Source organism: Aquaspirillum soli (genome assembly GCF_054781915.1).
Window position 1 is genome coordinate 61,086 of the sequence record NZ_BAAGTM010000006.1, and the last position, 22,929, is coordinate 84,014.

Genomic DNA, 22,929 nt, shown 5'->3' on the forward strand with positions numbered 1-22,929 from the left:
AGCTCACACCGCGCCAAATCCAAATGATTTTTTACGCTGCGTTTACTGGCACGACTCACAATCAGGGTTGTCGATGGAGCAGAATTTCATATCGGTTGCGGGTAACTCTGGCTCAGCCGCTGTTGGGGGGGCAGTGTAAGACACTGCCGCAGGGACGGCGTTCAATTCACCGCCACGACCTGTCGATTTCTCCGCCGCTGTTGCTGCCAACGTACGCAGGTAATAAGTGGTTTTCAAACCGCTAACCCAAGCATGTTTATACAACTCATCCAATTTTTTACCCGACGCACCCGCCATATAAATGTTTAACGACTGTGCTTGGTCAATCCATTTTTGCCGGCGGCTGGCGGCATCAACCAGCCAGCGAGGATCAATTTCAAAGGCAGTGGCATACACAGCACGCAAATCGGCGGGGACACGGTCAATCGGGCCAAGGCTGCCATCAAAGTATTTCAAATCCGATACCATCACCTCATCCCACAACCCCCGTGCTTTCAAATCGCGCACCAGATATTCGTTGACCACCGTGAATTCACCAGACAAGTTCGATTTCACAAACAGGTTTTGATAGGTCGGTTCAATCGAGGCGGAAACGCCAATAATGTTGGCAATGGTGGCGGTGGGGGCAATCGCCAAACAATTGGAATTACGCATCCCATATTCGGCAATCCGCGACCGCAGTTCAGCCCAATCTAAGCGGCTGGAGCGATCCATCTGTAAATATTGCCCACGGGTGTCGGCCAATAAACCAATCGAATCCTGCGGCAAAATGCCACGATCCCACAAACTGCCCGGATAGGACGCATAACGGCCCCGTTCCTGCGCCAGCTCTGTCGATGCCCAATACGCATGATAGGCCACCAACTCCATCGAACGGTCGGCAAAGTCAACCGCCTCATGGCTCGCATACGGCACACGTTTTAAGTGCAAACAATCTTGGAAACCCATAATGCCCAAACCGACAGGGCGGTGTTTCAAGTTGGCATTACGGGCTTTTTGCACCGGATAGAAATTAATGTCGATCACATTGTCCAACATCCGCATCGCAGTACGGATGGTGCGTTTGAGCTTCTCGCTATCGAGTTCGCCATCACGCATGTGGTTGACCAAATTCACCGAACCCAAATTACACACCGCAATTTCTTCTTCGTTGGTGTTCAGGGTGATTTCGGTACACAAGTTAGAACTATGCACCACGCCCATGTGTTGTTGTGGGCTACGCAGGTTGCAAGGGTCTTTGAAAGTCAGCCAAGGGTGGCCGGTTTCGAACAACATCGACAACATCTTGCGCCACAGCGTCACTGCTGGTAGTTTTTTGAACATCTTGATCTCACCACGTGCAGCTTTCGCTTCATAGGCAAGATAGGCTTGTTCAAATTCATTACCGTATTTGTCGTGTAAATCTGGGCATTCGCTTGGGGTGAACAACGTCCACTCGCCATTTTCCATCACTCGTTTCATAAACAAGTCGGGAATCCAGTTGGCGGTGTTCATATCATGCGTGCGGCGGCGGTCATCGCCGGTGTTCTTCCGCAGTTCTAAGAATTCTTCAATGTCTAAGTGCCATGTCTCTAAATAGGCACACACCGCACCACGGCGTTTACCGCCTTGGTTCACCGCCACCGCAGTGTCATTCACCACTTTTAAGAACGGTACCACGCCTTGCGATTTACCATTTGTGCCTTTGATATGGCTGCCTAATGCCCGTACCGCTGTCCAGTCATTGCCCAAACCACCGGCAAATTTGGACAACAGCGCGTTTTCTTTAATTCCTTCGTAAATCCCATCGAGATCATCCGAAATCGTTGTCAGATAACAGCTAGACAACTGACTGCGGCGGGTGCCGGAGTTAAAGAGGGTGGGCGTCGAGGACATAAAGTCAAACGAGGACAACACCTGATAGAACTCAATTGCGCGTGCATTCCGGTCGCTTTCATTCAGCGCCAGCCCCATCGCCACCCGCATAAAGAACGCCTGTGGCATTTCGATACGCTGACCGTCGATGTGTAAGAAATAGCGATCAAACAGGGTTTGTAGGCCGAGATAGCCAAATTGGTTGTCACGTTCTGGTTGTAATGCCTCGCCCAAGCGTGGCAAGTCATATTCGGCTAAGCGTTCATCTAACAGCTCGGCATCAATACCACGACGGATAAACGACACGAAATAATCGGGATAACGCACGGCCATGTCGCTTGGGCTGATGGTTTCACCCAAAATATCGAGGCGGATGGTGTTCAGCAATAAACGGGCAGTGACTTTGTCATAGGCTGGATCTTGCTCAATCATGGCGCGCGCGGCCAAGATGGCGGATTTATTCACCTCATCCACTGACACCCCGTCATACAGGTTCTTCAGCGTTTCGCTGAGAATGTGTTCAGGTTGGGTTTCGGTTTCTAAGCCTTCACACGCCGCCGTAATCAGGGCGCGCAGTTGTGCCATATCCAAGGGCTGGCTTTGCCCGTGACGATCCACCACATGCAACACCGGCACCTCGACGGGTTCGGCGGCTTGTGCTTTTTGTTGGGCGCGTTGACGTGAGCGTTCTTCACGATACAAAACATAGGCGCGTGCCACTTCGTGTTCTCCTGAACGCATCAGCGCCAATTCAACTTGGTCTTGAATTTCTTCAATGTGAATCGCGCCACCTTCTGGCTTACGACGCAAGAGTGCACTGACCACCTGCTCGGTTAACACAGCCACTTCATCCCGAATACGGGCACTGCTCAACCCACGTTGACCGCTGACGGCAAGAAAGGCCTTGCTCATGGCAACGGAAATTTTCGAAGGTTCAAAATCAACCACTGCGCCATTGCGACGAATGGTTTTGTAGTTGGCATACGATTGACGTGCGGAATCGGCAACAGACGTGGACATGCAGCGATCTCTCTGAAATAAAGGCGAAAAAGGGGAATTAAGCTGGAAAAAAACCGCAAAAATTCAGGTACAAGCGCAGTTTTTAATACGGCAGAACGCAACAAAAAAACACAACATATAGTTGTGTCGTTGTTTAATGGCACAAATTGTAGTGGGTTGCGCGGGACAACACAATCTTGACAGACAGCTCAAAATTCGCCATGTGCTGAAGTTGCCACAACCGATACCAACACGCTAAGCAAAGTGGGTTATGACGCTGCAGAAAAAGTTTTATTTAATCGAACAAAAGAATAAAACGGCATAATGGAGGTATCTTAAATTGTAAAAGCATGGCAGAAGGCACCGTGATAATGGTAAATTGTCGGTCTACTTTTTCGATTTAAGCAGCGTATTAGCATGCTTGTTTCTCTACGAACTCTTTCCCTACGGCGTGGGCTTACATTAGCCACCATCGTGCTGACGCTATTTATCACCGTCCTCTATGGGCTGTGGCTTTACAGTAGCCGCCAGCGTGATATTGCCCAAGCCTATGCCGGTGCGACGAATCTTTCGCTCACCTATCAGGCCTTTATCGAACAATCATTCGATGGCCTCGACAGCGTGTTAGAAATCACCCAGCGCCATGTTCGCAATCAAGATGTGTTGCATGTCACTGAGGCGATTCGCACCGCGATTGATGTGCGGATACAACAAACCCCCTATCTACAACATATTGTCGTGATTGACCGCGATGGTTTTGCTCGCAATTCTGCCTTGGCAGAACAACAGCTCAACCTACAGCAACGCCCTTATTTTGTTTTCCACCAAAAAAATACGCTGTTTAAGCCCTATGTCAGTCCGGTCTTTGACTCTGCTTTACGACCTGGGGCTAAGGTGTTCACCATTAGCCGGCGCTTAGAAACCAGCGATGGTGAGTTTGCCGGCGTGGTGGTGGCGGCGATTGACATCATTAAATTGGCCTATCGTCTCGATCAATTACGCGGTTTACCCGATGCTGCTGTTGCCTTAGCGCATCACAATCGCACGTTAGTGACACGGACACCGCTGGTTTTGTCGCGTATTGGTACACCATTGATTGGCCCAGAAAGTTGGTTCCAACACCAAAGTGTGCAATTTGAAGTCGATCAGGGACTCGACGGTAAAGTTCGTTTAGCCCACATGCAGCGTATCCAGCGTTATCCGTTCTATATGTATGTCACCCGTGAAAAAGAGGTGATTTTGCAGAACTGGCAGCGCAATGCTTGGATTGTTGGCTTTGGTTGGTTGATTTTTATTTGTTCAATTTGGTTAGCGCACTATTTGTTGCAAAAACAATTATCACAGCGCGATGCACAAGAACGGGCACTTCGCAATAACGAAGCGGCACTCTTGCGTGCCAAAGAAGATGCCGAACGCGCCAGTCAAGCCAAGGGCGAGTTTTTAGCCAATATGAGCCATGAGATTCGCACGCCAATGAACGCGATTTTGGGGCTGGCGCAATTGATGGAAGATGGCGAATTGGGCCAGCGTGAGCGTGATTATCTCGACAAAATTCAACGCTCTGCCCGTTCGTTATTAGGTATTTTGAATGATATTTTGGATTTTTCGAAAATCGAGGCCGGCCGTCTGGAGTTAGAGGATGTGCCGTTTGCGATGGATGAGTTATTGCGTAATTTAAGCGCGATTATGTCCACCAATGCCCGCGATAAAGGCATTGAAACCATCTTTCAAATCGATCCTGATGTCCCTCGGCAGTTGGCCGGTGATGCCTTGCGCTTGCAGCAGGTGTTAATCAATTTAACCGGCAATGCGATTAAGTTCACCCACGCCGGAGAAGTGGTGCTCAGTATTCAATTACTGCGGCAAGAAATGGATCGGGTCGAATTGGGCTTTGTTGTCCGTGATACGGGTATCGGGATGAGTCCCGAGCAATTACGCAATCTGTTTAATGCTTTCAGTCAGGCCGATGCCTCCACCACCCGCCGCTTTGGCGGGACGGGTTTGGGATTGGTCATTAGTCAACGGCTGGTGCACATGATGGATGGCGAGATTTTGGTGGAAAGCCAGCTTGGTCAGGGCAGCACTTTCCGCTTTACTGCCCAATTCCGCCGCTTACCCGATAGCAGCACCATCAAACCAGCGCCAGTCCGCCATGAGATGCACGCGCTTAACGTGTTGATTGTCGATGACAACGAAACATCGCGTGTGGTGTTGCAACAGCTCTGCCGGTCGTTTGGTTGGGGCGCCGATTTGGCAGCTTCGGCAGAGGAAGGCTTGTCGTATCTCAATCAACCTCAGCAAAGCTACGATCTATTATTTTTAGATTGGCAAATGCCGGGGATGGATGGCCTAGAGATGATGCGGTATGCACAGCAGCATCACCCAAGCCAACTACCACCGGTGATTTTGATGCTGACTGCGGCCAACTTAGAAGAATTAGAACAAGCCGCCGGCGACTTAGAGCTCAATGGTCTGTTGTCCAAGCCGGTGACACCATCAATGGTGTTCGATGCGGTGATTCGTGCGCGCAATCAAGGCCAACAACCGCGCTCGCCTGATACGCCTGCCAAAATCAGTCAGCTTGAAGGCCGCTTGCAGGGAATGCGTGTATTACTGGTGGAAGATAATGAAATCAACCAGTTAGTGGCCTGTCAGTTATTGGGGCGTGCCGGTGCGATGGTGGAAGTGGCAGAAAATGGCCGTGAAGCGGTGCAATGTTTGAAACGTAAGCCAACGGCGTTTGATGCAGTGTTAATGGATGTGCAAATGCCGGTGATGGATGGCTACACCGCCACCCGCGCCATTCGTCAAGGCTTAGGCTTGACCGAGCTACCGATTATTGCCATGACAGCCAACGCGATGGTCAGTGATCGGCAAGAAGCCTTGGATGCCGGAATGAATGCCCATGTCAGTAAACCAGTAGAAGCGGATATTTTGTTCCAAACCCTATTGGAAACCACAGGCTACCAAGTGCAACCGTTGTTGCCTGCTGCCGTCGCGGTGACAAAAACCGAGTTCCGTTTACCCGATCAATTGGCTGGTATTGATGTCGCGGCTTCGCTGGCGCGGGTTGGTGATGCCCGCTTGTTAGCGCAATTACTGGTGCGTTTTGCCGAAACACAGCAAGACAGTATTGAAGATGCGTTACAGCATTGGGAAGCTGACCGACAAGAACAAACAGTACAGATTTTGCACCGCCTACGCGGTGCAGCGGCAAACCTTGGCGCGGTGCATCTTGCCGATTGTGTCGCGCAAGCAGAATCGGCGGCGAAAGCTGCCGCGCCCTTCCCTCGGGCGCAAGAATGCTTCCGCTTACGCACTGCATTAGAAGAAGTGGTGCAATCGGCGCACTTAATTCAACAACAGCTTAAGAATGAGAACGCCTCTCATGCAAATGATGAGGTACATGCCACCTTCAATCACACAGAAATAAATGCCTTACGTGCTTTGTTACTGGAATATAATCTTGCCGCGCTGGAGATGATTCGCAACGATTTACCGCGCTGGGAAGCCACGTTAGGCAAAACAGCGGCGGCGGCTTTGCTTACTGCGGTGGAGTCACTCGACTTTGAAACCGCACTTAAGCAACTTCCCACCAGTTGAACATCATCTGTTGTTAACCTGACTTGCCGAGAGCCCTAATCTGATGCCAACTTCGTTTTCGACCGACCTGCCTTTACGCGGCCGTATTCTGATTGTGGATGACATGATGGAAAACGTGCTGGTATTGAACAATATTTTGAAGGAACAACACGAAGTGTTGTTTGCTTTGAAAGGGGATAAGGCAATTGAGTTGGCACAAACTCGAGCTCCTGATCTGATTTTATTGGATGCGGTGATGCCCGAGATGGACGGTTATACGGTCTGTTCTACACTCAAACACGACCCGTTGACGGCAGATATCCCGATTATCTTTATTACTGCGCTTACTGATGCCCAAGATGAAACACGGGCGCTTGATATTGGCGCGGTGGATTTCATCAGCAAACCGGTCAACCCCTCGATTGTGCAAGCACGGGTACGCACTCACTTAACCTTAAAACGGCAAACCGACTTGTTACGCCGCCTTACTTTGTCGGATGGTCTGACCTGTATCGGTAACCGCCGTTGTTTTGACGAGCAATATCAGCGGGAATGGCGTCGTTGTCAGCGTAACCAACGCCCTTTGAGCTTGATGTTGATTGATATTGATCACTTCAAACTCTACAACGACCACTATGGGCATCAAGCTGGTGATGAAGCCCTACGCCGCTTTGGTGGTTTGTTAAATCAAACCATTCAACGCAGCAGCGACCTTGCTGCACGCTATGGTGGCGAAGAATTTGCTGTGTTGCTATCTGAAACTGACAGCGAACATGCCCTTGTTGTGGCAAATAAAATCCATCAGGCGTTGGCAGAAATGGCCATGCCCCATCTGGCTTCTCCCACGGCTAACATCATCACTGCCAGTATCGGCTTGGCTTCACTGGCGCCTCACGCTGATTTGGCACCCGAGAGTTTGTTAGAGCGTGCCGATCAGGCCTTGTATCGTGCCAAACACTCTGGACGTAACCGGACTGAGATTGGCTAAATCCCTTGTGGCTGGTTGCGTTAAACTGGTGCTTTTGTCAGGAATTGCAGATGACTACGCCAGAAGACGTGATTGCCGCAACCAAAGTGTGGCTAGAGAAGGCGGTAATTGGGCTGAATTTGTGCCCATTTGCCAAAGCCGTGTATGTCAAAAACCAAATTCGCTTTGTGGTCAGCCAAGCGCAACATCTCGATCAGTTTTTAGAAGAACTGGACGATGAGTTAGCGCTGTTGGCGGCAACACCAGCCAGTGAAATCGACACCACCTTATTGATTCACCCGACTTTATTCCCTGATTTCTTAGAATTTAATGATGTGCTGCAAATCGCCGAAGCAGCGCCAGCCGATCAGGGCTTAGAAGGCGTGATCCAAGTGGCCAGCTTTCACCCCGATTTTCAGTTTGCTGACACTGAGCCAGACGACATCAGCAACTATACCAATCGTTCTCCCTATCCCACATTACACTTGATTCGCGAGGAGAGTATTGCGCGGGTGGTGAGTCAAATCGACAACCCCGATACTATTTTTGAACGCAATATCGCCACGATGGAAAAAATCGGTTTGGCAGGCTGGCAAGCACTCGACATTCCAACAGGGAAGCCTTCGGTATGAGCGACAAAAAGAAGAAACATATCAGCTATCGGCCAACCGTGTTGCCGCCCGAAGTCCGCGAGGGCCAATCGGTTGAGTTATTAAAAGCGTTGCATATCCTGACCCGTGATGGACAGCTCAACCAAGACAGCCGCCGTAAACTGAAACAGGTTTATCATCTCTACCAATTTATCGAGCCTTTATTGCAGGAACTGGCAGACGCTGCTGCGCCCTGTACCCTTGCCGATCATGGGGCAGGGAAGTCGTATCTTGGTTTTATCCTGTACGATTTGTTTTTCAAACAACGTGAGGTCGGCCATATTTTTGGGATTGAGACACGGCAAGAACTGGTACAGCGGTCGGAAGAATTGGCCGCTCATTTACAGTTCCCTCGGATGCGTTTTCTGAATCTCAGCGTCGAAGCATCGATTACCTCACCAGACTTGCCCGCGCAAATTGACATGGTGACGGCGTTACATGCGTGCAATACGGCAACTGACGATGCCATCCGCTTTGCGTTGCATAAAAAAGCCCGTTTCATTGTCTTGGTGCCGTGTTGTCAGGCCGAGGTCGCTGCTGTGTTACGCCAACATAAAAATAAAATGTTGGGACAAACTCCATTGTCTGAAATGTGGCGACATGCTATCCACACGCGTGAATTTGGTAGCCACCTCACCAATGTCTTGCGCTGTTTGGCGTTAGAAGCCTATGGCTATCAGGTGACGGTGACCGAATTGGTCGGGTGGGAACATTCGATGAAAAATGAGCTGATTATTGCCCGTTATACCGGTCAACGGCGTGGGAATGCACGGCAACGTTTGTTAGCCATTTTGCAAGAATTTGGATTGGAAGAACTGATCCCCCGCTTTTTGCCAGACATGCCCGTTGCCGCCCAAGGTGAGCAAGAAGCTGTATAATCGGTTTCCATGACTGCTGCTGATTTCCTCCGCCCCCTTGCCGTTGCCGCCTTAGCCTTGAGTGTGCTGTATGGATGTGCGTCTTCAACCACACCTTCCGCCGGTGTCGATGTCAATGCACCGGTTGAACCGGGCTATTATCGCGTTCAGGCTGGTGATACCTTATTTCGGATTGCAAAGCGTTGGGGGCAGAGTGTCAGTACCTTGGTGAAGTGGAACAATCTTGCCGACGCCAGCCAAATTGAAGTGGGACAGGTGTTGCGAGTGGCACCCCCCACTGTTGCGGCAAGCCCAACCACGACGCCCCGTGCCCCAGTGTTACGCCCCACACCAAAAGACCCTGTTGCAACCCCTGCACAAGCGGGTATCCGCTTAGCCATGCCGGTGACCGGTGGCAAACTTGGGAATTTCAATACAACCACCAATGGGGTGGATATTGCTGGTGCAGTGGGGACTCCGATTTTAGCCGCTGCCCCCGGTAAGGTGGTGTATGCTGGTAGCGGGATTCGACAGTACGGTAATATGTTGATTATTAAGCATAATAAAGATTATCTGACTGTCTATGCCCATAACAGCAAATTGTTAGCCCGCGACGGTCAAACCATCAGCACCGGACAAACTATTGCCGAAATGGGCAGCCACGGCGGTAAACCCCTGCTGCATTTCGAGCTGCGTTATCGTGGCAAACCAATTGATCCTAGCGCCTACTTCCAATAACCCGTTCACGACCATACATCCATCGTTCTGCCTGTCGCCGCACCACATCACTGAGTGAGTGGGTGCGGGCATAGGCTTGACGTAGCCAATCACTATCAGAATCTCGTGCTAAGGTGCGTTCGCGCAACGCAGCCAAAATACTGTCTTCCTCCACCGATTCGGATACCCCGCGCAGTTGGTCGAGGGTAACCAAAATATCCTCTAATACCGAGGTTTGTGTGCCTTCTAATGGCTTAACCAACACCCCTTCAAAGCCAAAGCGACAGGCTTGAAAACGGTTATAGGTATAGGTCAAATAGCTGTGGGCATCGGTGGGTTGCATGGGCTGGGCAAAACAGTGTTTGGCCAATAAGCGGATATAACCGGCCAATAACACAGCATTTTCAATACTCAGTGGCGTATCACAAATTCGCACTTCCACGGTGCCATATTCGGGTTTTGGCCGAATGTCCCAGTAAAAGTCTTTCATACTGGCAACAATGCCGAGTTTGGCCATGTTTTGAAAATATTGATTAAACCCTTCCCAATCGTTGACACACGGCATCGAGCCCGATAGCGGAAAAGCGTTCACACTGGTCAGGCGAGAGGTTTGAAAACGGGTATCCACGCCTTGATAAAAAGGCGAGGAAGCGCTCAAGGCAATAAAGTGGGGAATATAGCGCGATAAATAATGCGTTAAACGCACGGCCCAATCCCCATTTGGACAGCCGATGTGTACGTGTTGACCATATACCGTAAATTGTTTGGCCAGATAACCATACAACTCACCGACTAAACGATAACGCTCTTTTGGGTAAATCCGTTGGTCATCCCAATGTTGAAACGGGTGTGCACCACCACCAGCCAACGCCAAATTCAACCGTTCAGCGGCAGCCACCAACAGCGAGCGAATGGCGCGCAGCTCTGCTAATAAGTCATCGGTCGAAGTATGAATTGCCGAACCAATCTCAATCATCCCCTCGGTGATCTCTGGCTTAATATCGTAGCCATGTGGCTTACGGTTAATTAAGTGCAGCAAATCATCCGACCCTCGCGTCAAATTAAAGTCGCGGACATTAACAATCATCAGCTCCAATTCGACGCCCATCGTCAATGGCGACGAGGACTGAAAAAATAGCATCGGTTCAGGTGTTACGGTGGGGGCGGTGAGCGTGGGCAGTGTTTCTACAGTGTGGGTGAGATCAGTCACGGGTTTCTCCTGATGCGATTAAACCGACCCGTGCCACAATCGGGCCCAGTAAATCTGAACACAAAACCAAGGCCAACATCAGACCAGATAGTTGCGCACCAAAAGCAGGAAATAAGCTGCCAATGTGCAACATGAGTAACAAAGTGCTGCTAGACACCGGAAACAGGGTCAAACCCAAGCAACCACCGCGCCGCCACGACAAACCATTCCAACGCGAAAAAGCCACGCCACTGCCCATCAAAACCACTGCCCGTAGGCCAAGGAAAGCCAATGCGACCGGCCACATGGCAATAAAGTGTTCGGGGACCAACACCGCACCGGAATAGACAAAAAACACCAAGAATAAAATATGACCCAAACCTTCTAAATTCGGCTCGATGATGTTGTACCCTCGGTCTAAGACACGGCTCAGACAGCCAAGCGCCAAGGCAGCGATTAAAGGTGATAACGAAAACTTAACGGATAGGCCGACGGTTAAGGCAATTAAGGCCAATAACAGGGCATTTTGTGTAATGGCTTCGCGGCCTAGCCAGCGGCTTAATGGAATCGACAGTAAAGCCATCACTACTCCGAGGCCTAAGGAACCTGCTAACAGTCGTAGAAAATCGGTGAAAGCGGTGGTGGCAATGGCAAACTCGCCAGCCAGTTGTAAGGCAGAGATGCCGGCGGTGAACAATACCAAAGCAAATAAATTATTAACTGCCGTAAAAACCAAGGTGCGCTCACTGACTTGACCCTCGGCGCGCATTTCGCGAATTAGATGTAATAGGATGGGCGGTGAGCTGGCGCTGCCCATGGCGGCCGCCAAACTGGCCAAACCCGAAGGCAAGCCCAACCCCATCATCAGCCCGAGAAGGGCAATAAACACCAGTGTACTGGTTAAAATACTCGACCATAATAATCCGCGATCATGCACCAGCCACCGTACATCTAGGCGCCGTCCTAGCTCGAATAAAAACAATCCAAGGGCAAGATCGACAAATAGCTGAATATCACCCAACACCGTTCGTGATAATAGATTTAATCCAGCAGGGCCAAGCAATAAGCCCGTGAGCAAATAGCCGGTTAAGGCGGGAAGATGGAGTACCCGATGAACCAATTGCCCCCCGAGCACGCCAAGTGCTAACACCAAACCAAAGGCGCCCAAGGAATCCAAGGTCAACGCCCCAGCCCACCATGAGTGTTCTTCACTGAACATACGGTCTTTCTCCACTCATTCTTTGTGAGAGCCGCTAAGGCTGCCTGATCTGTATAACAGTAGTCAATAAAAAACTGTTATACCATTAACATTTATTAAGCTTTTTTCAAAAAAAGAAGACGAAAGATGTTGACAAACAGTAAGAGGATGTCTATTATGCCGACCTATCGATGCACTGCAACGATTCCTCGATAGCTCAGTCGGTAGAGCGCCGGACTGTTAATCCGTAGGTCCCTGGTTCGAGCCCAGGTCGAGGAGCCAAAATTCAAGAAAGCCCCACAGAATTGTGGGGCTTTTCTTTTTTATCAAGTCAAAATCAGTCATTCTGATAAAAAACGGGCGCATTGCCGCGCCCGTTAACTATTTTTATCCCGCAAACACGGCATCCCAGAGTTTTTGAACAGCGGTATAGTGTTGACGCAAAGTCTGATCGACCTCGACCTTTGGCGCTTCATTCAGGCGTTTTGCATGTTGTAAGCGGCGATAGTGCCGATACGCTGCTTGTCCTGCTTCGGCCAATTCACGGTCGATTAAATCGGCATTTGCCGCCAATCCCAATAGTGCAATATTGCCAATATTGCCTGTCAGTTCGGGGAAGTAGTGCGAGTGCGCCAAAACCAGATATTGCACCAAGAATTCAAGATCGATGATGCCGCCGTGGGCATGTTTGATGTCATGATCGACAGCAGGGTGGCTATCACGCATTTTTTCCCGCATCCCCAACACCTCTTGTCGGAGCACTTCGCGATTGCGTGGGGCCGCGAGGACTTCAAAGCGAATTTTTTCAAACTGATCGCCAATAGGTACATCCCCTGCCACAAAGCGGGCGCGGGTAAGCGCTTGGTGTTCCCATAACCACGCTTTTTTCTGCTGATAATTGCGGAAAGCTTCCACCGTACTGACCAGCAAACCAGAGGCACCATCTGGACGTAGCCGCAAATCAATATCGTATAACACCCCAGCTGGCGTGGTGGCTGTGAGCCAAGTAGACAGTTTACGCGCTAATCGTGCATACAAATCTGCTGCGTCGGGGTGGGGATCGTCATACAGAAAAATAATGTCTAAATCAGATACATAGCCTAATTCCTTACCCCCCAATTTACCGTAACCAACAATAGTAAATTTCGGTACCTCGATATGGCGTTTTGAAATATCCAACCACGCATGTTTTAGCGTTGCTGCCAATACGGTATCAGCTAACAGCGAAATTTGGTCAGACAGCGCCTCTAATGGCCACATTCCCGCTAAATCCTGCGCCACTAAACGAAATTGTTGAGCATGTTGGAAATGGCGCAGTGTGTCCATTTTTGCTTCAACATCTTTACCGCAGGCTGTTAATTTTTCGTCGAGTTCAGTGGCGAGTTGTGCCCAGTTGGGTTCGGCGTATAGCACACGAGCATCAAGCAATTCATCAAGCAAAATTGGGTGGCGGTTGAGATAGTTCGATACCCACGGGCTGGCAGAGTAAAGTGTGGCCAACCGGCGCAGCGTTTGTGGATATTCATTTAACAAAGCCAAATATGGCCCACGTCGGCTGATGGTTTCCATCAAACTTAAAATACGCACTAAAGTTTCATCAGGATTAGCAAACCCTGCTGCGACTTCAATTAAAGACGGAATCAAACCATCAAAACGCTTGCGATTGGTGTCAGGAAGCTGGCGATAGCGTTGGCTATTGGCTAGTGTCGCCAGATGGCGGGCAGTTTCACGGGCATGATGATAGCCTAAAATAGCTAAGCGGTTTTCTTGTTCATCGCTGGGTTCGCCGCTGGCATCTTGCCATAAGCTGGTGAGAGGATGCGAGCTGTGGTCATCAGAGGGTAAAACAAAGACTTGTTCAAAATGGCGATGCACCTGATTGCGCAAACGATTTAGCGAAGCAATAAAACCATCCCACCCAGGATAATCCATGCTTTCTGCAATTTTGAGCTGCATCTCAGTTTGGGTGGGCAAGGTTTGCGTTTGCTGATCGTCTAAATACTGTAAGCGATGTTCTAAATCACGCAGAAAACGATAGGACTGTTGCAACTCATCTACCGTATCGGCTTCTAATAATTTCAGATTAGCCAGTTCTTGTAATGCGGTGCGGGTTGAGCGTGTTTGTAAGCGTGGTTCACGGCCACCGCGAATTAACTGAAATACTTGGGCAATAAACTCGATTTCACGAATCCCGCCGGGCCCCAATTTGATATTGTCGGCCATATCGCGCCGCGCCACTTCGCGTTGGATTTGGGCATATAAATCACGCATGGCGCCATAGGCGTTGTAATCAAGGTATTTGCGATACACAAAAGGTCGCACGATATCGGATAGCCCCTGATCTTCACCACTGATAATCCGGCCTTTGATCCAAGCATACCGCTCCCATTCTCGTCCTTGGGTCAGCAGATAATTTTCAAAAGCATTGAAATTCATCACCAACGGCCCTGAATCACCATAAGGGCGTAGTCGCATATCGACACGGAACACAAAACCATCACCGGTTGGTTCAGCAATGGCTGCGATCAAACGCTTACCTAAACGAGTGAAAAATTCTTGGTTCGAGAGACTGCGTGATCCGTTGGTTTCGCCGTTTTCTGGATAGAGAAAAATCAGGTCAATATCTGAACTGACGTTCAATTCATACCCACCCAATTTACCCATACCCACCACAATCATAGATTGTGGCGTCTGGCTTTCGTTGCCGATGGGCTGGCCATATTGTGCTAATAGTGTGGCTTCGATATGGCGGTGGGCCGTATCGACAGTGACATCGGCTAACAAGCTAATCGTGGTTAATACTTCATCGGTATCGGTCAAACCACCCACATCACGCACAATCAACCGCGCCATGACCGCCTGCCGCAATTTACGCAAAGCACGCTTTAAGGCGTCCTCGTCATGGGCGGGGATGTCTTGTAAACGCGCCAACATGGCCTCTTGGGTAAAAGGCTGGTCGTGATGGCGCAGAATATCTTGTGCAACATCAGGGGCAGAATCGAATAAGCGTCGTAAGTAGTGACTATGGCCAAGGGCACGGCTGACAGCAGGGGCATAAGACATCGCATTCTCCTAGAAACTCACACCATTTTCGCACGAATGATGAAGCAATAAATGAGATTCGTCTGCTGGGTAAGGTATACGTTAGCGACGAAACACCCAGCGGTGGGTATCAGATGCTTCTGCGGTAAACCGATAGCCTTCACGGTCAAATTGTTTTAGCTGTTCGGGGTTTTGAATACGATGGTCAATAGCAAAGCGCACCATCAGCCCCCGCGCCCGTTTTGCATGGATGGCAATGACTTTATAGCCGCCATTTTTTTGTTCTTCGAATACTGGTGTGATGATATGAAAAGCAGGGTTAGCCGTCACTGATTTGAAGTATTCCTCAGAGGCAAGGTTAATCAGTTGTTGTGAGCCCATTTCGGTTAGGGTGTGGTGCAAGGTGGTACTGATGCGTTCACCCCAAAATTGATACAAGTTTTTTCCGCGTGGATTGAGTAAGCGTGTGCCCATTTCTAAGCGATAGGCTTGCATACGGTCAAATGGACGCAATACGCCATATAAGCCCGATAAAATACGCAAGTGGCGTTGGGCAAATAGCTGTCCCGCGCTATCTAAACTGGCCGCATCCAGACCTTCATACACATCACCCATAAAGGTATACAGCGCGGCACGGGTGTCTTGTGGCTGGGGAATTTGCCAATCGTGGTAACGAGTGAAATTCAGATAGGCCAATTTGTCGCTGATTTGCATGAGTTCGGCCAATTCAGCAGGGGTTTTTTGCCTTAACACTGCAACCAGCTCTGCCGCTTGTGGCAGTAGTTCAGGATCGGTGTGGTGGGGCAGTTGGTAGGGAGTGTCGAGGTCGAGGGTTTTGGCGGGGGAAATCAGCATTAACATAGTCAAAAAACCTTGGGGAATGGGGCAAGATGGTAGATTGTACCGCCATTCGGAATCTTGCTATGCGCGGTAATTTTGTCTATTATTCATCCCCTCTTCTTTGCCATGCAAAGTGCGCAGTTTTGACTACGGGGTGTAGCTTAGCCTGGTAGAGCGCTACGTTCGGGACGTAGAGGCCGGTGGTTCGAATCCACTCACCCCGACCAATTGTAAAGTTTTGATGTGCCGATATAGCTCAGTTGGTAGAGCAGCGCATTCGTAATGCGAAGGTCGTAGGTTCGACTCCTATTATCGGCACCACAGACACTAAAAGCAGTGCCTAGCATTGCCAAATAAACCCAGTAAAAGCCTTGTGCCTACTGGGTTTTTTGTTATTTGTGGCTATCTGTTGGCAACGATGGGAACAATGAAATTTGTGTATAACTTTGCGTATAGCTAGAATCCGATAGGATGTTGTTATACACAAGGGCCTGCCATGAAGCTAACCGACCCCATAGTCAAAGCCGCCAAGCCACAAGAAAAACCCTTCACACTATCCGATGGCAAAGGCCTTGCCCTGCACGTTCAGCCACAAGGTTCTAAATGGTGGCGCTTTCGCTATCGCTTTAATGGCAAACCCTGCCTGCTATCTCTTGGCACCTATCCCGATGTAACGCTCAAGGAAGCGAGATTAGAGCGTGACCGCTTAAAAGCACTTATCAAGCAAGGCATTAACCCGTCTGTGCAGCGTCAAGAAGATAAGTTCATGGCCGCCAAGAGTCTGACCAATAGCTTTGAATCCGTGGCCCGTGATTGGTGGGATAGCTGGCAAGGTACAAAAACACCTGCCCATGCAACCCGAATCATTCGAAGGTTAGAATCTGACGTTTTCCCGCTCATTGGCAATCGGCCCCTGACAGACATCACGGCCCCGTTATTACTGATGATGGCAAAACGTATTGAATCGCGTGGAGCCTTGGATATTGCAAGGCGTTCACTACAGACATGCAGCCAGATCATGCGTTATGCCGTGGCACATGGGATAGCAGAGAGAAACCCCGCTGCAGACATCAAAGCGTCAGAAGCACTCAAGCCAACAAAAACCAAAAATAACGCCCGTATTGAGGCCAGAGAACTGCCCGAATTGATGCGAAAGATAAACGGTTATCAAGGCCATCCCTTGACCCGTATCGCTTTGCAACTCATGGCCCATACCTTTGTGAGAACGCGGGAACTGATCGAGGCACAATGGGATGAATTCGACCTAGACGCAAAAGAATGGCGTATCCCTGCCAAGCGTATGAAGATGAGAACCCCGCATATCATCCCGCTATCCTCTCAAGTGCTTACCATCCTGCAAGAGCTCAAAGCCATCACCGGCAGTAAGTCGCCTATGTTGTTTCCTTCGCAGCAAGGCCGTGGCAAGGGCATGAGCAATAACACCATGCTTTATGCCCTATACCGCATGGGCTACAAAGGCCGCATGACTGGCCACGGGTTTAGGGGGGTTGCCAGCACGGTGTTACATGAGATGGACTTCAACCATGACCACATCGAATTGCAGCTTGCCCATGCCCCACGCAATGCAGTATCGGCGGCCTATAACCATGCCCTGTATCTCAAACAACGTGCGGCCATGATGCAGCACTGGAGCGACTACTTAGACGCACAGGTAAACGTGCCGGCCTTGTCCTTGGAGGCTTAAAAAATACGTTTTTCTTACGGTTACTGTTTTTTTGTGGTTACTTTGGTTACCGTGGTTACCGCCTTGATTTTATTGGTTATTTTTCGGTAACCGTAAGTTTTGATTTTTGGTTACCGTGGTTACCTTTTTGGCTTTCTCGATTCTTCCACGGTTAGGAATTGTTTTTACGCTGGCATCTAGCCCGACGGGGCGAAAAGTGGGAAACCCTGCCCACCTGATGCTGGCCTCTCTTTTTCAGGGAATGCGAAGGGGGCAATTTTGATTTCAGGTTATCAGGACGGCGGCGCTCTTGCTTATGCGGCTGCCGAAAATCTTAAGAGAGCGACACAAGAAGCAGTATGGCAGGACGGCGGCGCTCTTGCTCATTTGGCTGCCGAAAATCTTAAGAGAGCGAAGCAAAAAGCAGTATGGCAGGAGGATGGCGCTCTTGCTCATTTGGCTGCCGAAAATCTTAAGAGAGCGAAGCAAAAAGCAGAACTGATTGAGTTTCGGAACAATTTCATTAAGAAAGAAATCGACAAGATAAAAGGCTGTATCCCTGATCTATCTAGCAAGCCTACTGAGAGAGAAACCAAACCACAGAAAAGACTAGAGATTGACAGCCCTGCCTTTGACAGACTCATGCAGGCTATTGAAGCCTTCCCCGTTGAGCATCCCGACTATGAAACGAAACCGCCTAAGCAATTAGTCGTAATTTCATGGCTAAACTCTAAGTTTGTCTTTAGCGACAAAGACAGGGAATCCCGTTTTATTGATAAGGTGATCGTAGAGCATTTCAAACTGCCCCGATAGCAAGACATGGCAACAGATGACACCCCTGATTTTTCAGGGGTTTTTTTGTTTTTAATGGATAAAAAATATGAAGTTTCAGCGTTTTGGTGACACCTAATGACACCTAAAAATCATTGCCTGTCAGATCGTAAATGCGGTTTCCTGACAGCGTTCATTCACGACAAGGAACGCCAACGATGGCCACTAAAACACTGCAACCCCATGAAGCCGAACCCCTTACCCTGCCTGCTGATGGCATGAGCCGGTGGGCGCAAATTGCACCCTTCGCACCGATTAGCCGCGAACGGTTCCGCCAACTATCGAACCAAGGCTGCGCCCCGCAACCTATCCGCCTTGGTATTCGCTGCACCATGTATAGCAACCGTGAATTGCACCGCTGGCTTGCCGACCCTGTGAACTATCAGGCAGGAGAGCAAGCGTAATGATCTACCACAATAAAAAAAGCCCCTACGCTTGCAAAAACGTAGGGGGCTCAGTTAACCTGCCGCCGTGCATCGAGCTACCAACTCTTTGCACGCAAATCTGACCGCCCAAACGGTGCAGAAACGGCAGCAGGATTTTACCTGTTTGCCCAAAATCTGAATAGCGCATTTCCTCTTTGTTTTTCTGACAATCTGGCCTTTAACTGCCATACGCCAAGCGTGTGACCGGTCATGCTTTGTTGATATTCAAAATACCTTAGCCCATGGCTGAGCGTAGGATATGCGCGCACCCCGTTAAAGCGGTTTTTACCTTTTTTTTAGAAGGGAAAAACCCTTATGCAAACACAAGACATTCACACAATGCTGGCGCTAGTCGCTGGCAAATGGCCTGACATCCTCACTGCTGCCGGCATCCCTGATCGGTTCTTGACTGGCAAACATGGCCCCTGCCCATTCTGCGGCGGTAAAGACCGTTTCCGCTTCACAAATCACCAAAATCGCGGCGGTTATATCTGCAACCAATGTGCCCCGAACGGGGGCGATGGTGTGGCCTTCCTCATGGCTTGGCGCGGTTGTCGTTTCAAAGATGCCGTTACATGGTTGCGGGACTATTTGCGACTGCCTAGCAGTGTTGCACCCGTTGAGCGTGAATCTGCCACAGGTTTTATTCCTGCCGGCAATCCTGAGCCAATTAGCGAATCAGAATTAACCCGCCGCTATCAAAGCATGTGCAATGTTTGGCGTAAATCACGGGCATTAACCGGTGATTGTTTGGGTTCGATTTATCTGCAATCGCGTGGTGTCTGGCATGGCACTGCCCCTGTCCCGTCTTTAAGGGTTATTGCTAATCTTGGCTATTACACCGGCAAGGATAAACAGGGCGATTTTCCCGCATTGCTGGCAGCAGTCACGGCGCTTGATGGCAGGAATATCAGCATTCACCGTACCTACCTAAACCACGATGGCACCAGCAAAGCACCCGTGCCAGAGCCCAAAAAACTCATGCAATCGTTGGGCACTATTTCCGGCGCTGCTGTGCGTTTATTCCCTGCCGGTGATGTCTTGGGCGTTGCTGAGGGCATCGAGACAGCGTTAGCCGCGTCAATGTTGCATGGCGGATTGCCGGTGTGGGCCTGCCTATCTGCTAATGGCGTTAAGTCTCTCGCGGTGCCTGACACAGTGAAGGAACTGGTCATTTTTGCTGACCATGACAACGAAGGCATCAAGGCAGCCAAAACGCTGCAATCCCGTTACCACGACACAATCAAGACAAAGATACTTACCCCAGAGCAAGCCGGTAGTGATTGGGCAGACGTGGCAAAAGGGGGCGCAAAATGAGCGATAACTTAGACCTGTTTGGCCATGATGAAGCCATCGAACCAGTCGAAACCAACGAACAAGCCAAACCAGCCAAGCAAAAGAAACCGAGCAAGGCAGCCATCAAAGCCGAATTGGAGAGAGAGAAACGGGCGCTGGATGCGGTCAATCAGGAGACAGTAGAAGCACCGGATTATGCCCTGCTAGATGTGCCCGTCCCGATTGAACACCGGCCACGGTATGTAGTTCGCGAGAATTGGAGCAAAACGTATGGCCCTGCTGGTGTCTGGTATCACTCATACAAACTAGGCACGGATAGCATCGAGCCGATAGACACATACATTTGTGCGCCTTTGTATGTTACCGCTATCACCCGCGACAACAGGAACCGCAATTTTGGCCGGTTATTAAGATTGCGTGATTCGTTGCTTGTGTGGAAAGAATGGGCCATGCCGATGGATTTACTGGCAGCGGATGGCGCGGAATTACGCGCTGTGCTGTTAAACATGGGGCTGGAAATCGACCCTAGCGCAAAGTCGGTGCTGTCACGCTACATACAAAGCCAGCACCCAAAACGACAGGTTTTAGCTGCCACAAAACTAGGCTGGCACGATGAAGGCTATTTGCTGCCAGATAGATTCTTTGCCCCAGCCGGTAGTGAGATAGAAGCTGTCTTGCAGGATGGTGCGCTGCCATCGTCAGGACTGTTTGAAAAGGCCGGTGTATTAGCCACTTGGACAGATAGCGTAGCAGCGTTGGCCACGGGTAACCCTTTGCTGATTCTCACGCTATCCACAGCCTTTGCCAGTACCTTACTCAAAGATAGCGGGGTAGCTAACGGCGGCTTTCACTTTTCAGCGGAAACCAGCAAGGGGAAAAGCACCATTACTAGCGCTGCTGCATCGGTGTGGGGTTGCCCTAAAGAGGGTAGCCAAGTTAAGGCATGGCGGGTAACAAGCAACGGTTTAGAAGGCGCTGCAGCATTGGCTAACGATGGCTTACTTGTGCTGGATGAGATCGGGCAAATAGAAGACCCCAGAGAGCTAGGCAACATCATTTACTTTTTGGGCAATGGTTCGGGCAAAAGTCGGGCCACAAGATCAGGCGGCTTGAGAGAAACGGCAACATTCCGCCTACTGTTTTTGAGCAATGGCGAGATGGATAAACAGGCAAAGCTTGAGACTGCGAACGTGAGAGCGCAAGCCGGCATGGATGTCCGCATGATCGAAATTCCAGTGAATCGGCGCTATGGCGCTTTTGATGACTTGCATGGTTTTGATGACGGTCGAGCGATGTCTAATGCCATCAAAGATGCCTGCCATAAGTGCTACGGCGTTGCTGGCCCTGCCTTCCTGCAAAACCTAGTCGCAGACACAAGTAAGAATATCGAGGAACGACACAAAGACATTCTCAGGGGCTTTGAGGCTGAAGCAGGGGCGCAAGGGCGTGTTGCAGCGTTGTTTGCGTTGGTGGCATTAGGTGGTGAGCTGGCAACTGAGTATGGCTTAACAGGCTGGCCACAGGGCACAGCGATTGATGCAGCAAAAACACTGTTTAACGAATGGCGAAAACACCGGCCAAGCGGAAACCAAGAAGCACCCGCGATGTTAGAGGCCGTGCAAAACTTCATTGATAAGCATGGCGGTTCACGCTTTGAAAATGAAAGCGAAATGGACGGGCCGATTATCCGTGACCGTGCGGGATGGTATGAGGATAAAGCGGGCGGTGGTGGCAGGGTTTATCACTTCACAAAATCAGGCCTGAAAGAAGCATTAGACGGTTTCGATTTTGGGCGTGGGCTGGATGTGCTAGAGGCTGCAGGCTGGTTACTTGGCAAGGATGAAAGTTATCCACAGAGGGGGAAGCAAACAAAAATCAGCGGAACCAATCGCCGCGTTTTTTCGATTTTGCCGCTAGACAACCAAAAAAACTTGGTTACCACGGTTACCACGGTTACCGCGTTGAATAATAAAGATTTTTCCGGTAACCAAAAAAATTTTCCTTTGGTTACTTTGGTTACCGATCACGATGAAGCAAGCCGCGATTCTGAAAAGGTAACCACGGTAACCAAAAACAAAGAGAGTTGGTTACCAGATAAAACCCTTGTAAATCAAGGGGGTAACCACGGTAACCAAAGTAACCAAGAAAAATTAGATGAGGGAACCGAAAACGCATCTTTTGAAGGTGGCGACTATGAAGAATTTTAGCCGTCACATCGTCCTTAGCCGGTTTGCGCTAGACCTAAGCCTGTCTGGAAATGGAGAGAAATTGCGCGTTCACCCTGCCAGCAACATCACTCCCCTTGCCCGTGATTACATTGCAAAACACAAGGCGCGGATGATCGAGCAACTACACTGCCTTGCACAGTCAGAAACCGGCATTGTGAGCATGGATTTTTTAGAACCTACCCATGTGCTGATTAAGCCGGTGTTGTTTGTGATCAAGGGGCAAGGCAAAACCTTTGAAGCGGGGGAATGTGTTCACGTTTTTGATCGGGCCAGCAATGCTAGAGCGTTCATCGAGTGTTTTAGACCGTGGACACATGACGATAACAGGGAGACACGCACGAATAAGGACAGGGGTTATAGACTGGCATGGATAGGTGGCGATGTAAGGGGCATCACACCAAAGAAGCTAGAGCCATTGCCATACCTATACGACTATGAGCAAGTAGCCGCATAACCAACAAACCCGCCTAGCGCGGGTTTTTTGTGCCCATAAAAAGGGCGATCTTGTTTGCTTGTCGCTGACAACCTAAAAAAGCAAACCGGCTAACGCTGGTTGTGTGGTTGTTGTGA

Annotated in this window: 16 protein-coding genes and 3 tRNA genes; 14 read left to right on the plus strand and 5 right to left on the minus strand. The window is 49.9% G+C overall.

Annotated elements, in window-relative coordinates:
- Positions 1–42: 42 nt before the first annotated feature.
- Entirely contained in the window at positions 43–2,874 is a 2,832-nt protein-coding gene (locus ACYVJG_RS07590) for a ribonucleoside-diphosphate reductase subunit alpha (protein WP_460430522.1), read from the minus strand.
- A 396-nt stretch (positions 2,875–3,270) separates the two neighbouring features.
- Here ACYVJG_RS07590 and ACYVJG_RS07595 point away from each other — a divergent pair, with 396 nt between their 5' ends.
- The 5 genes from ACYVJG_RS07595 to ACYVJG_RS07615 are packed head-to-tail and all read left to right on the plus strand — an operon-like array spanning position 3,271 to position 9,647.
- Positions 3,271–6,456: a response regulator gene (locus ACYVJG_RS07595; protein WP_460430523.1), complete on the plus strand. Its 3,186-nt coding sequence runs from the start codon at positions 3,271–3,273 to the stop codon at positions 6,454–6,456.
- A gap of 43 nt (positions 6,457–6,499) precedes the next feature.
- Positions 6,500–7,423 (plus strand): diguanylate cyclase, encoded by a 924-nt coding sequence (locus ACYVJG_RS07600; protein ID WP_460430524.1) that lies wholly within the window; start codon positions 6,500–6,502, stop codon positions 7,421–7,423.
- Between the two features lie 50 nt (positions 7,424–7,473).
- A complete protein-coding gene (locus tag ACYVJG_RS07605) occupies positions 7,474–8,034 on the plus strand; it encodes a DUF1415 domain-containing protein (protein WP_460430525.1) in 561 nt (186 codons plus the stop codon).
- Positions 8,031–8,930 carry a class I SAM-dependent methyltransferase gene (locus ACYVJG_RS07610; protein WP_460430526.1) on the plus strand — a complete coding sequence of 300 codons (900 nt, stop codon included), beginning with the start codon at positions 8,031–8,033 and terminating at the stop codon, positions 8,928–8,930. Before ACYVJG_RS07605 ends, ACYVJG_RS07610 begins: the two co-directional genes overlap by 4 nt.
- Before the next feature lie 9 nt (positions 8,931–8,939).
- Complete coding sequence (locus ACYVJG_RS07615; RefSeq protein WP_460430527.1) at positions 8,940–9,647, plus strand: peptidoglycan DD-metalloendopeptidase family protein; 708 nt, start codon at positions 8,940–8,942, stop codon at positions 9,645–9,647.
- On the opposite strand, the gene ACYVJG_RS07620 is transcribed toward ACYVJG_RS07615, so the two are convergent.
- Positions 9,628–10,836, minus strand: coding sequence for a YbdK family carboxylate-amine ligase (locus ACYVJG_RS07620; RefSeq protein WP_460430528.1), 1,209 nt, complete (start codon positions 10,834–10,836; stop codon positions 9,628–9,630). The genes ACYVJG_RS07615 and ACYVJG_RS07620 overlap by 20 nt on opposite strands.
- Entirely contained in the window at positions 10,829–12,034 is a 1,206-nt protein-coding gene (locus tag ACYVJG_RS07625; RefSeq protein WP_460430529.1) for a cation:proton antiporter, read from the minus strand. The genes ACYVJG_RS07620 and ACYVJG_RS07625 overlap by 8 nt, the downstream gene beginning before the upstream one ends.
- 185 nt (positions 12,035–12,219) lie before the next feature.
- Between ACYVJG_RS07625 and ACYVJG_RS07630 the strand changes: the two genes are divergently transcribed.
- Positions 12,220–12,295 (plus strand) — tRNA-Asn (locus ACYVJG_RS07630).
- 105 nt (positions 12,296–12,400) lie between these two features.
- On the opposite strand, the gene glnE is transcribed toward ACYVJG_RS07630, so the two are convergent.
- The gene (gene glnE, locus ACYVJG_RS07635; protein WP_460430530.1) at positions 12,401–15,076 is read right to left on the minus strand and encodes a bifunctional [glutamate--ammonia ligase]-adenylyl-L-tyrosine phosphorylase/[glutamate--ammonia-ligase] adenylyltransferase; all 2,676 of its coding nucleotides are present in this window, start codon (positions 15,074–15,076) and stop codon (positions 12,401–12,403) included.
- An 81-nt stretch (positions 15,077–15,157) separates the two neighbouring features.
- A complete protein-coding gene (gene yaaA, locus ACYVJG_RS07640; RefSeq protein ID WP_460430531.1) occupies positions 15,158–15,916 on the minus strand; it encodes a peroxide stress protein YaaA in 759 nt (252 codons plus the stop codon).
- A 129-nt stretch (positions 15,917–16,045) separates the two neighbouring features.
- Between yaaA and ACYVJG_RS07645 the strand changes: the two genes are divergently transcribed.
- The 8 genes from ACYVJG_RS07645 (at position 16,046) to ACYVJG_RS07680 (ending at position 22,813) form a co-directional block, all read left to right on the plus strand.
- A tRNA-Pro gene (locus ACYVJG_RS07645) sits at positions 16,046–16,122 on the plus strand.
- An 18-nt stretch (positions 16,123–16,140) separates the two neighbouring features.
- Positions 16,141–16,216: transfer RNA gene (locus tag ACYVJG_RS07650), tRNA-Thr, on the plus strand.
- Positions 16,217–16,391: 175 nt separating this feature from the next.
- Positions 16,392–17,600: a tyrosine-type recombinase/integrase gene (locus tag ACYVJG_RS07655; protein ID WP_460430532.1), complete on the plus strand. Its 1,209-nt coding sequence runs from the start codon at positions 16,392–16,394 to the stop codon at positions 17,598–17,600.
- A 258-nt stretch (positions 17,601–17,858) separates the two neighbouring features.
- Complete coding sequence (locus ACYVJG_RS07660) at positions 17,859–18,392, plus strand: hypothetical protein (protein ID WP_460430533.1); 534 nt, start codon at positions 17,859–17,861, stop codon at positions 18,390–18,392.
- 176 nt (positions 18,393–18,568) lie between these two features.
- A complete protein-coding gene (locus ACYVJG_RS07665) occupies positions 18,569–18,814 on the plus strand; it encodes a helix-turn-helix transcriptional regulator (protein WP_460430534.1) in 246 nt (81 codons plus the stop codon).
- A 336-nt stretch (positions 18,815–19,150) separates the two neighbouring features.
- Positions 19,151–20,152 carry a DUF7146 domain-containing protein gene (locus tag ACYVJG_RS07670; RefSeq protein ID WP_460430535.1) on the plus strand — a complete coding sequence of 334 codons (1,002 nt, stop codon included), beginning with the start codon at positions 19,151–19,153 and terminating at the stop codon, positions 20,150–20,152.
- Positions 20,149–22,338, plus strand: a complete 2,190-nt coding sequence (locus ACYVJG_RS07675) for a DUF927 domain-containing protein (RefSeq protein WP_460430536.1) — start codon at positions 20,149–20,151, stop codon at positions 22,336–22,338. Before ACYVJG_RS07670 ends, ACYVJG_RS07675 begins: the two co-directional genes overlap by 4 nt.
- A complete protein-coding gene (locus ACYVJG_RS07680) occupies positions 22,325–22,813 on the plus strand; it encodes a hypothetical protein (RefSeq protein ID WP_460430537.1) in 489 nt (162 codons plus the stop codon). Before ACYVJG_RS07675 ends, ACYVJG_RS07680 begins: the two co-directional genes overlap by 14 nt.
- The last annotated feature ends 116 nt before the right edge of the window (positions 22,814–22,929 follow it).